Annotated in this window: 8 protein-coding genes and 1 pseudogene; 3 read left to right on the top strand and 6 right to left on the bottom strand. The window is 62.9% G+C overall.

The annotated features are described in order from the left end of the window. A pseudogene (locus AC1DK4_RS29230) lies at window positions 1-196 on the top strand (hydrolase); the annotation flags it as partial. 290 nt (window positions 197-486) lie between these two features. After that, on the top strand, window positions 487-1,311 hold the full coding sequence (locus AC1DK4_RS29225) for a MetQ/NlpA family ABC transporter substrate-binding protein (protein WP_441620811.1): 825 nt from the start codon (window positions 487-489) through the stop codon (window positions 1,309-1,311). 52 nt (window positions 1,312-1,363) lie between these two features. Here the strand turns inward: AC1DK4_RS29225 and AC1DK4_RS29220 are convergent, their stop codons facing one another. The 5 genes from AC1DK4_RS29220 to fusA form a co-directional block, all read right to left on the bottom strand. Continuing rightward, the gene (locus AC1DK4_RS29220) at window positions 1,364-2,371 is read right to left on the bottom strand and encodes a tripartite tricarboxylate transporter substrate-binding protein (protein WP_441620813.1); all 1,008 of its coding nucleotides are present in this window, start codon (window positions 2,369-2,371) and stop codon (window positions 1,364-1,366) included. A 60-nt stretch (window positions 2,372-2,431) separates the two neighbouring features. Then, complete coding sequence (locus tag AC1DK4_RS29215; protein WP_441620815.1) at window positions 2,432-2,752, bottom strand: DUF4387 domain-containing protein; 321 nt, start codon at window positions 2,750-2,752, stop codon at window positions 2,432-2,434. A gap of 23 nt (window positions 2,753-2,775) precedes the next feature. Beyond that, window positions 2,776-4,137, bottom strand: coding sequence for an acyclic terpene utilization AtuA family protein (locus AC1DK4_RS29210; RefSeq protein ID WP_441620817.1), 1,362 nt, complete (start codon window positions 4,135-4,137; stop codon window positions 2,776-2,778). A 174-nt stretch (window positions 4,138-4,311) separates the two neighbouring features. Further along, the gene (locus AC1DK4_RS29205) at window positions 4,312-5,337 is read right to left on the bottom strand and encodes a sigma-54 interaction domain-containing protein (RefSeq protein ID WP_441620819.1); all 1,026 of its coding nucleotides are present in this window, start codon (window positions 5,335-5,337) and stop codon (window positions 4,312-4,314) included. A 252-nt stretch (window positions 5,338-5,589) separates the two neighbouring features. Then, window positions 5,590-7,629: an elongation factor G gene (gene fusA, locus AC1DK4_RS29200; RefSeq protein ID WP_477131935.1), complete on the bottom strand. Its 2,040-nt coding sequence runs from the start codon at window positions 7,627-7,629 to the stop codon at window positions 5,590-5,592. Window positions 7,630-8,199: 570 nt separating this feature from the next. On the opposite strand from fusA, the gene AC1DK4_RS29195 reads away from it, so the two are divergent. Then, window positions 8,200-9,237, top strand: coding sequence for a carbon-nitrogen hydrolase family protein (locus AC1DK4_RS29195; protein WP_441620823.1), 1,038 nt, complete (start codon window positions 8,200-8,202; stop codon window positions 9,235-9,237). Between the two features lie 56 nt (window positions 9,238-9,293). Here AC1DK4_RS29195 and AC1DK4_RS29190 read toward each other — a convergent pair whose 3' ends face one another. Then, the gene (locus tag AC1DK4_RS29190) at window positions 9,294-10,247 is read right to left on the bottom strand and encodes an AraC-like ligand-binding domain-containing protein (RefSeq protein WP_441620825.1); all 954 of its coding nucleotides are present in this window, start codon (window positions 10,245-10,247) and stop codon (window positions 9,294-9,296) included. Window positions 10,248-10,559 lie beyond the last annotated feature (312 nt).

Below are 10,559 nucleotides of genomic sequence, written 5' to 3'. Positions count from 1 at the left end.
GGTCATGCTCGAATGGCAGCGCGACTGGAAGAACCGCGACACATACGATGCCGTGACCGGCCTGGCCAAGGAACATTCTGGCGCGTACGGCATGGGTATCGACTATGCCTACACGATGGTGCACAAGGCTGCGCAACGTACGGCAACCACGCACGAATCGATCGCGCCTGTGCATGCGCCGGTGATCGAGCACTAATCACCTCCAGTCGGTGCCGAAGGCTTGCTGAAGCTTTCGGCACCATGCAAATGATCGGCGCGGTGGTTGGCGAGTTCCTGTCGGCGCAGCGCGGTCTTGGCTTTCTGAAGCCGCCACCGGCGACGCGGCTGTTCCAGCGCCGCACGACTAACGTCATACCGATTCCTTCCTTTGCGCCGATTCGCCCGCCCCCGACAATGAGCCACCGTCGGCAATGCGGGCGCTGCGCGGGACATGCTGGTCACGCGTAGCGCCCGCTTCCGGCTCATTTCCATTCGGGGACCATAACTATGAACAAGCGGGTGCGCGCCCTCATCGTGGCGCTTGGGGTTGGCATTGGCGTGGTCGCAGGCATCGGATCCGCCTTGGCGCAAGGTGCGCCGGACAAGACGAAGATCAAGGTGGGCATCTCGGCCGGTAACCAGGAGCAGATCTTCGACCTGGTCAGGAAGGTGGCCGCCCGCGACGGCCTGACGATCGATGTGGTGGTGTTCAACGACTACCTGCAGCCCAACGAGGCGTTGGCATCCGGCGACCTGGACGCGAACGCCTTCCAGCACAAGCCATTCCTCGACAGCCAGATCAGGACGCGCGGCTACAGGATAGTGCCGGTTGGCTTGACGATCACTGCGCCGCTGGGGATTTACTCCAAGAAGTATCGCGGCGTCGATGAACTTCCGGAGGGCGCGAAGATCGGTATCCAGAACGATCCGTCAAACGGCAACCGCGCATTGTTATTGCTGCAGAAGGCAGGACTGATCAAGCTGAAAGCAGGCGTGGGCCAGAACGGCGTCAACGCGACGCCGCTCGATGTGGTGGAGAATCCGCGCAAGCTCAAGCTGGTGGAACTCGACGCCGCCCAACTGCCGCGCGCGCTGCCCGACCTCGCGGCGGCATCGATCAACAATGACTATGCCTACCAGGCGGGACTGTCCTTGCAGAAAGACACCATCGCCATTGAGGATGCACGCGGCCCGTACGCCAACCTGATTGCCGCGCGCCCTCAGGACAAGGACAAGCCGTGGGTGAGCAAGCTCGTCAAGGCCTATCAATCCGACGAAGTGCGCAACTTCATCAATGCGCAGTTCAAGGGATCGATCATCCCCGCGTTCTGAACCACCGACAAACGGATACAGCGGCACCCGAGCGCGATGCCCTGCCTGGTCGCTACTCCGCCACGATCTTGCGCTCTGTGGCGATCCGTTTCCACAACGCCAGCTCTTGCTTCATCCGTTTGCCGAACACGTCCGCACTGGCGGCGGACGGCCGGGCGCCGTCCTGGGCCAGCGTCGCCTTCAGGTCATCCGATGTCGCCACCGCCGCGATCTCGCGGTTAAGCCGTTCCACCAGCGGCGCCGGCGTGCCGGCCGGCGCCAGCACGCCCACCCAGATGTCGGCCACATAGCCGGGAACCGATGCGCCCAGAGGCGGCAGATCCGGAAACGCAGGATTGCGCTCGTGCGACGTCACGGCCAGCGGACGCACCTTGCCCGACTTGATCAGCGTGGCCAGCGAACTGTAGTTGGAGATCATTACGTCGATCTGCCCGGCCGCCAGGTCGATCAACGCATTGGACGCGCCCTTGTACGGCACGTGCATCATGCTGACACCCGACGACACGCACATCAGTTCCGTGGCCATCTGCCCCAGCGAGCCGACGCCGGCGGACCCATAGGTGATGCTGCCCGGCTTGGCTCGCGCTGCGGCCAGCACCTCCGCGGGCGTGCGCGCGGGCATCGCCGACGACACGGCCAGCAGCATCGGCCCATCGGCTACCATGGCCACCGGCGCAAAGGCCGTGAGCGGGTCGTACGGCGAGTTCGGTTGCGTGGCCGCCGCGGTCAGCAGCGTGGATGACGTCAGCAGCAGCACCGATCCATCGTGCGGTGACTTGGCGACGAAGTTGGACCCCACCACACCGGCCGCACCCGGCCTGTTCTCCACGATCACGGTCGTGCCCAGGCGCCGAGCCAGACCTTGGGCCAAACCGCGAGCGATGACATCGTTGCTGGCGCCGGCCGTGAACGGTACCACCAGCCGCACCAGCGGCGGCACCGCGTCGGGCGCCGCTGGCGCAGAAGTCTGGGCGCCTGCGGCCCCAGCCGCGCCAACCAGCAGCAGCGCCGCCAGCAGACGGCCTGCAATGTCAAAATACGTCGTTCGATACCAGCGCATTACGGCACCTCCGGGATCAGCGTGGAAATGAAAATGACATCATTCAAGGGGGCGAGCCGCTCAGGCCGGCACGTCCAGGTCCAGCAGCGGCGCGTACTGCTGGGCCCCGAAGATGTCGCCATCGCCCGCGCAGCCGCTGGGGCGGTTTCGATAGATCGTGAACTTGATGGCCAGCGCGGGATCGTATTCGACGAAATCGGAGATGCGCTCCACCGGAATGCGGTACAGCGCGGCCATCGATTCGCGCGTGATCGCGCGGGATCGCTTGACGCGCTCATACTGCGCCGCCTCGCGAAAGATGATGTCGAACGTGATCTTGTTCACGCCGGCGTTCTTGCTGCGGATGGTCTTGGCCAGTTCGTGCAGTTTCTGAGTAGGCATATTCGGCTCCAGGATGGCTTGCATCAGACGCCCGCGTGGACGAGGTGTGTGGGAAACAGCGCCAGCGGATCGTGCACGGCGATGGTGTGGTTGAGCGTCCAGCGGTAAGCCGCGCTCGCGTGCAGCACTTCGTCCAGCGGGAACGACACCGATCCGGCCGTGCCCTTCACGTCGGGCAGCCGCGCGTAGAACATCTGGCGCAGCCCGGTCATGGTCACTTCCTCGGCCATCTCGCGCGTGGGCGCCACGCCTTGCACCAGCACGGCGAGCTCGTGGCCGGGCCGGTCGCGCAGCGGCTCCAGCTCGCCCATCACGCCGTCGCGCCCGTAGACGCTGTAATGAAGCTGGTAGCCTTCGTCGCCAAAGCGCAGTCGCACCTGCTCCCGGGCCCATGCCATGACGCGGTCGATATTGGCGATCGTGTATGGATCGCGCACGCCGCACAGCCCCACGTAGCGTTCGCCCACCTTGCCAGAGCCTTCGAGCTTGACGCGCACCGCTTCGTCAGCGTGGAAGCGCGACCCCGTGATCCGGGTGGTGCGCTCGTCCACCTGTTCGTAGCGGCAGTCGCGCATGTCGAGGCGGCCGCCGGCCACGAATTCGTCGTATGGATTTGAACGCTCGTACATCGCATGGCCCGCCACGGACGCCACGGTGCAGCGCTGCTCGGGGTGCATGGCGGTGACGCGCACATCGTCGTGCGAGATCGTGCCCATCACGGTCTCCTTGCCGCCATAAGGCTCCGCGCAGAACGACGCGCATTCCAGCACCTTGCCCAGGTAGTACGCCTGGTCCGCCGAGAAGCCATGATGCAGCGCGGGCGCGGCGAACAAGGCCGCGTCGGAGCTGCGGCCCCCGATGATGACATCGGCGCCCTGGCGCAGCAATTCGACGTACGGATGCACGCCGGCCATGGCGACAACGCGCTCGGTGGCAGCGAGTTCGTCGTGCGTGAGGTCGGCAAAGCCGTCCAGCCCCGTGATCGCATCGCCGTCGTCGAGTCTCGCGCGCAGCAGGCCCTTGTCCACCTCGGAATAGAAGTAGCCGAGCTTGAAGCGCTTTAGCCCGTGCTGGCGGGCCAGGTCCTGGATGATGCGAACGTACAGGTCCACACGGCTGTTGGTGCCGGTATCGCCAGCCGAGCCGATGATCATCGGCACGCCAAGCTTGCGCGATGCCAGCAGCATCTGCTCGAGGTCGTGGCGCTGCCATGCCTCGGGGCTGGTCGAGGTATCGGACCCCAGCGGCACTGGCCCCACGTCATCGCTGCCCGAGTCGGCGGCGATGTAGTCCGGCCCGGCTTCCACGCCCAGTTCGAAGCTGGCGATGCGCAACGGCGCAAAGCCAAGATGGCCGTTGGGGCAGATGATCTTCAGTGACTGCATGTGTCAGGTCTCCAGAGCGTTCGCGGGCACCGATGCCCGTCCTGGAACCCTTTCAGCGAAATCCATGCCAGACTCAAGAATTGACAATTCTCCTTTTAAATCAACGCACTAAACGGAACGCAAAAATACCATGCGCGGATTTAACGCGCGATTCACACGCAGCGCGTGCGATTTTCACGCATCGGTGATACCCAGCTTGATCATCTGGTGTCGCAATGCATGGCGCGTCAGACCGAGCCGTTCCGCTGCGATGCCGATGTTGCCGTCGGCGTGGCGAAGCGCAGCGCGTACCAGACCGGTCTGGAAGCGAGCCGTCGCCGTGGAATAGTCGAGCCCGCCGTCGTCCTGCGGATTGTCGTGCACATCGGTGCCTGCGTCGCCACGGGCCCGCGGCGCGGGCAGCTTCTCCGTGGCACGAGCGCCGGAGACCTCGCGCAGGATACGCGCGGGCAAATGCCCGGGCAGCACCGTATCGCCCTCCTCCAGCAGGCAGATCCGTTCGAGCAGGTTCTCCAGCTCGCGCACATTGCCCGGCCAGCGATAGCTGCGGAAGATGCGCGCCACCTCGGGGTCGAAATGCCGCATCCGACTGCCGTACTGCAGGTTGTAGCGTTCCAGCGCCGCATGGGCCAGCAGGAAGATGTCGTCGCCGCGCTCGCGTAGCGGCGGGATATTGATGGCGATGACTTGCAGGCGGTAGTAGAGATCCTCGCGAAAATTCCCTGCGTTGACTTCGCCCAGCAGGATCTTGTTGGTGGCCGCGATGAAGCGCACGTCCACGCTGATCGGTTTGACCGCACCCACGCGCCGGAACCGTCGGGTATCGAGCAACGTGAGGATCTTCGACTGCATCACCGGGTCCAGCTCACGCACTTCATCCAGGAATACCGTGCCGCCATTGGCCGCCTCGATCAGCCCTTCCTTCTTGACCACGGCCCCGGTGAATGCGCCTCGCTCGTGGCCGAACAGTTCCGATTCCAGTAACTGGGCTGGAATCGCCGCGCAATTGATATCGATGAAGTCGCGCGCGGCGCGGGCAGACTGCTCATGGAGCATCCGGGCAATCAGGCTCTTGCCGGTCCCGGTCTCGCCATAAATCAGCACCGTGCGGGCCTGGCTGCGCGCGACGCGCGTCACCAGGTCGCGCAACGCGACGATGGACGGATGATGACCAACTAGATCGGACGATTGAGGATGCATGTGTATTGGATGGCCGTGCAGCAGCAGCCGTAGACCGTATCAGATGTAAATGTGTCACCGTTGCCGCAGAAAGCTGTCAACTCGCGAGCCGGTGCAAGGGCAAACACCCGCTCGGCTTTGCACCGCAAAGGCGTGAAGACAGCGAAAGGAATCTACCACGAGCGAAGCCGGGGCCGGCCGGACCGTCAGGGCGGCCAAATCAAGATCCGGCTAACGGCCGGCCGACGGTACTAATGCTGGAGCCGGGCCCCGCTATCGCCCTGCTTCTTTGTGTTTCGACGCCATGCGCTCCTGCTGGGCGGGGGGCGTCGGATCGTAGTGGCTGATCTGAATGCTGTAGTTGCCGTGTCCGCCAGCGATCGCGTTCAGGCGCGATTGATAGTCGTTGAGTTCGGACAATGGGACCTGCCCTACAACGACCACGGCGTTGCCGGCGGCCGTGCGTGTGCCGTGAACCTGCCCGCGCTTGGCGGACAGGTCGCCGATGATGTCACCCATCGACGCTTCCGGCGTCATCACCTCAATGTCCACGATAGGCTCAAGCAGGATGGGCTGGGCTTTCAGCACCGCATCGACGAAGGCCTTCCGCCCCGCGGAGACGAATGCCACTTCCTTGGAGTCGACTGGATGGCTCTTGCCGTCGAAGACGGTGACGCGCACGTCCTGCATCGGGAAGCCGGCAAGCGGTCCGCTGTCGATGACCTGCAGGATGCCCTTTTCCACGGCGGGAATGAACTGGCCTGGGATGGCGCCGCCCTTGACGGCGTCGACGAACTCGAAACCAGTGCCTCGCGGCAGTGGCTCGACGCGCAGCATGACTTCGCCGAATTGCCCGGCGCCCCCGGTTTGCTTCTTGTGGCGATAGTGCCCCTCGGCGCTGGTGCCGATGGTTTCCCGATAGGCGATTGTCGGTGGCCGTGTCACGACCTCGAGCTTGTACTGCTCGGAGAGTCGCTCCAGCATGAGGCGCAGGTGCAACTCGCCCAGGCCGCGTACCACCGTCTCGTTGGTGCCGGCCGGGTGTTCGATGCGCAGGCACGGGTCTTCCGCACTCAGTTTCTGCAGAATCTCCCAGAGGCGCTGCTCGTTGCCTCGGCGTGCAGGCTCGATCGCCAGACCATAGATGGACATGGGGAAGTGGAGCGGGGTCAGGTGGATGTTGCCGTCCTCGGGGGCGTCGTGCAGCACGGCATCGAAGCCGATCTCGTCGACCTTGGCCGTGGCGCAGATATCGCCTGGCCCGGCTTGCGTGACGTCCACGTGCTCCTTGCCCTGCAGCATCATGAGATGAGCGACCCTGAATGGCTGGCGCCGGTCACCGATATAAAGCTGGCTATCGCGCCTGATCGTGCCCTGATGGATGCGAAACACGGCCATTTTGCCGATGTATGGGTCCATGACAATCTTGAAGGCGTGGGCCAGCACATGCCTGTCCGCGACCGGCTCGGCGCGCACGACTTCCTTGCGGCCGCCAGCGTCGCGATAGAAGAGCGGCGGGTTCCCTTCCAAGGGATTGGGCAGGAGCCGGACGAACACATCGAGCAATTCCGCGATGCCGGCGCCGTTGGCCGCTGACGTGAAGCAGATCGGCACCAGATGACCTTCGCGCAGCGCCCGTTCGAAGGGCTCGTGCAACTGCTCCGGGTTGATGGCCTCGCCCTGCTCCAGGTATAGCTCCATCAGGGCTGGGTCGATCTCGACCACTTGATCGACCAGCGCGTTGTGCGCCGCAGCAACAGACAGGAAATCGGCGTCGCCGGCAGGGTTGAAAAAGCAATCCACCACCTCGCGGCCGCCTTGCGCCGGCAGATTGATGGGCAGGCATCCCATGCCGAAGGTCGCCTGGATTTGCGTCAGAAGCCCCGGAAGGTCGACCTTTTCGCCATCAATACCGTTCACGATGATCATTCTGCAGAGCTTGCGTTCCTCCGCCCACGCCATCATGCGCCGGGTGGTCATTTCGATGCCGGTCTGTGCATTGATGACGATGACGGCAGTCTCTACAGCGGGCAGGACACTGATCGACAGCCCCGAAAAGTCCGGATATCCGGGAGTATCCAGCAGATAGATGCGCGTGTCCYTATAGTGCAGATGGACGACGGCAGAGTTCAGCGAGTGATGATATTTGCGCTCGAACGGGTCGAAATCGCTGACCGTGGTGCCGCGCTCCACGCTGCCGGGCGCGTGTAAGGCGCCGCCCTGGTGCAGCAGCGCTTCGACAAGCGATGTCTTGCCACACCCGGCATGCCCGACCAGGGCGACGGTGCGGATGGCATCGGGACTGTATCGCATGGTCGCCCTCGTCCAGTGATGGATGTGGGGTCATTATTGGCGAAAAAGGACGTGTGTGCCATACGGGGTAATCTATATGAACGCTTCCCGTTTGCGCACACCTTCAGCGATATGCCGGACTCGTCAGCAAGTGTCTGGCGCCTGACAAGCCCTAGCCCGAGTATCCGGCAGGTGAATCCTGGCCGGAATGGATGACCGAAAGTCCTATGCCGAGCCAGTTGCGATCAGATCCCTGACGGAAGGCGAGGCTGCGAAGCGCACAGGCAAAACTGCAAGCCGTGCAGTTCTATTCGTAGGTTATGTATGCATTCTGCTCACTTCGGGTTTGCTCGCACTTTAGCCGCTGTGGATTGGACTTCAGCAACGCGTACGAGCTCCGCAGCGGCCCCGCATAGAACGACGGTGCGAGTGAAGCGCTAAAGCCCTCAGCGAATAGCTGCGTAGTCTGATATGAGTTCGCCCACGCAAGCAAGGCATCCCAAGAAGCCAGCACAAGACAGGCAGGAATCTCAGACAAGGGAGTCGGATCTTTTCCGCCTATGCTTGGGCACCACACATCAGGAGACCACTATGCCCATTGAACATCCCCGCTATCGGGTAGCTGCTGTCCAGGCGGCGCCAGAGTTTCTGAATCTCGAGGCAACCATTGACAAGACGATTGCGCTCATCGAAGAGGCCGCCCGAGGCGGCGCAAGTCTCATTGCCTTCCCTGAAACGTGGATACCTGGCTATCCGTGGTTTGCCTGGCTTGGTGCGCCGATCTGGGGAATGAAATTCATCCAGGCATACCACGACAATTCGATGGTCATCGACAGCGTGCAGTTTGAGCGCGTCGCCCAAGCGGCATCGCGTTGCAACATCACCGTTGTGCTTGGCTTCAGCGAGAAAGACGCTGGAAGCCTGTACATTGCCCAGGCCATCCTGAGCCCTGAAGGGAAGACCATTGCCACGCGCCGCAAGCTGAAACCCACGCATGTCGAACGCGCGATCTTCGGCGAAGGCGACGGCAGTGACCTGGCTGTTCACGACACCAACCTCGGCAGGGTTGGCGCCCTTTGCTGCTGGGAACATCTTCAGCCACTTACCAAATACGCGATGTATGCTCAGAATGAGCAGGTCCATATCGCCGCCTGGCCCAGCTTCTCCCTTTACGTCGACGCGGCTTACGCGCTCGGACCAGAGGTAAACAACGCCGCGAGTCGGTTGTATGCGGTCGAGGGCCAGTGCTTCGTGGTTGCGCCGTGCGCGACGGTTTCGCAAAAGATGATCGACATGCTTTGCGAGACACCCGAGCAGCAAGCGCTCCTCAAGCTGGGGGGCGGCCACGCGCAAATCTACGGTCCCGACGGACGGTCGCTGGCCGATCCGCTGCCTGCGGACGCGGAGGGGCTGTTGTATGCGGACATTGACCTGGCCGCCATCACCCTCGCGAAGGCAGCTGCTGATCCGGCCGGGCATTACTCTCGCCCTGACGTGACACAACTGCTGCTGGACCGCAATCCAAAGCCTCGTGTCGTGTATGCGAAGCCCAGCCAAAGCGCAAACGGCAACTCCGCGGGCATGCGGGCCGTCGAGCATACCGAGCTCGAAGAAGGTGAACAGGCCTGAGCGTTCAAACGACGCCTCGGTTCAAGCCGTCTCACAGGGACTGGACGGCCCGGCTGCTAGTCGCGCGAGCGGAACGCAGCCGGGCTTTGGCCGAACCGCCTCCGGAACGCGCGGCTGAAGTGTGCGGGATCGTTGAACCCCCAGCTCAGAGCGACCTGCTTGATGCTTAACCCGGAACAGGCAACGTCGAGCAGCGTCGCCCGACATGCCTGCAGCCTCTGATCCCAGATCCACTCGGCAAGCGAACACGGTTCCACCTCGAACACCCGATACAGTGAGCTGACGGACATACCGAGCGCTTCGCTGATCGAGCTGATGCTCAAGTCCGGGTCGGATAGATGTTCGTGAATATAGGACTTGATCCGGTTCAAGTGAAACAGCTTCAAGGTCGGTAGCGATCCGGCCTGCGAAGCCGGCAAAGTCGCAAGAGCCGCAGCGACGAGATCGAGCACGGCGTCGGAAACAGACGCCTGTGTCTGACCAGCCATCGCCTCTGCATGCTCTGGCAATCCCGCCACCAACTCCCCTAGCAGGCGCCCTATGCCTTGACTGCCGCGAATGGCGACGGCCGTCAACCGCTCCGCCGACGGTGCTCGCACCCGCAGCCGGTCGCGTGGCACCGTCACCACCAGTTGTTCGAAGTCCTCCCGGAACACGAGTTCATAGGGACGCGTGCTGTCATAGATCGCAAAATCGCCAGCTGCAAGTACCGCACGTCGACCATCTTGGCGTACTTCCCCCTCACCTGCCAATTGGAAGCTGACCAGGAACAGTTCCTCCTGAGTCTGCCGGATCAGTCGCGAAGTCCGTCGCACATGCTGGCCACTGGAATTCACCACCGCAAGTTCAATGTCCGCGAGATCGCTCTGGGCGATGCAACCAGAAAACTGCCGCCCTCCATTGAGCTTGGCGGGGTCAACGTCCAGCTTGACGAAGGCGCGACTGATAGCGTCTCGCCAATAGTCCAGCCGCTCGCCGACAGGTGCGGAATCGGTACTTGTGCGTTTCATCGTCTAACCCATGAACAGGACATCGGTGAGTCCTGGATTGATGCCACTCGCTGAACAGCACAAGCCCGCGCACGCCATTTCCGGTGAGCAATCAGCCATCGCACAACATGCTTTCAGGAATCCACGCGTGCGTCGCGGCGGACCGCTTGCGGCGGACGGCCAACTGTATTGACCCGCCGCACCTCAAGCGACGTGGATTAGGCTTGAGGGGGGGGTAAGGGACATCAGCCAGACGATTTCAATAAACCGGGTAACAAGCCCCAAGTGATTTGGGCTTGAGGACACCGCGTCACAGTTCGGCGACGAACCGGC

It is taken from the genome of Cupriavidus sp. 05N38, from assembly GCF_056397345.1.
This window is presented reverse-complemented; position numbering and strand designations above follow the sequence as displayed.